The 739-nt window shown below is 34.9% G+C and carries 1 pseudogene; it reads right to left on the reverse strand.

Features of this window, described 5'->3' with window-relative positions:
• Positions 1-243: 243 nt before the first annotated feature.
• Positions 244-739: pseudogene (locus IV71_RS07360) on the reverse strand (hypothetical protein); the annotation flags it as partial.

Raw genomic sequence — 739 nt, forward strand, 5'->3', positions numbered from 1 at the left:
GAATGATGGTGTCATCATTGATTGGTAGTGTTGACTCAGCTAAGTTAAATTGAAACTTATCACTAATCAGCCTTTCTTTGGGCGTTTTATTTTGTGTATCTTTTGCTTGCCTTTTTGGAAATAATCTCATAAAAATACGTCCTTTTCATTGTTCTACCTTTACTATGTTTTTTTTGCGATATTTTACGCATCTCCACCTTTTTTTAATAAAAAGCCCCCCGAAAATTGAGGGACTCGTTACTACTAAAAGTTAATTTCATAATCAATTTGAGACACAGCAAAATCTAAATCCTCTTGTTGAGCACGCTCCGCTTTGACAAAGTTCATAAACATAGGTGCCACTATTTTAAAATCTTGATAGTTTAATTCTTTCGTCATTTCTGTGACAATCATGTTATCAAATTGATTGGCTAACCCTCGATCGAACTTCTCTGCTTCTGAAGATAGTTCTTGGGCAATATTCTCATTTACCATTACCTTCTTCAAAAGATCGGGATCAAGATAAAACATGTCTGACTTAACTTCAGACAAGTAACCAATATTTAACGCACTGTCATCCACGATTTCTTGTTTGAGGTGTTTATACGTACCTTGAGATAAATCAACCGAGGCGGGGCTAAATACTTTGTGGAATTGGTCAGTGTAACCTTTTTGATTATTAAAAAAGAAATCTGACACGTCTTCAAAGTCTTCTGGTTCTAGGTTCCGAACCATTTCAGTTACTAAAAGGTTGTCAAAT

The sequence above is a fragment of the Fructobacillus fructosus KCTC 3544 genome (genome assembly GCF_001438695.1).
Taxonomy (GTDB): domain Bacteria; phylum Bacillota; class Bacilli; order Lactobacillales; family Lactobacillaceae; genus Fructobacillus; species Fructobacillus fructosus.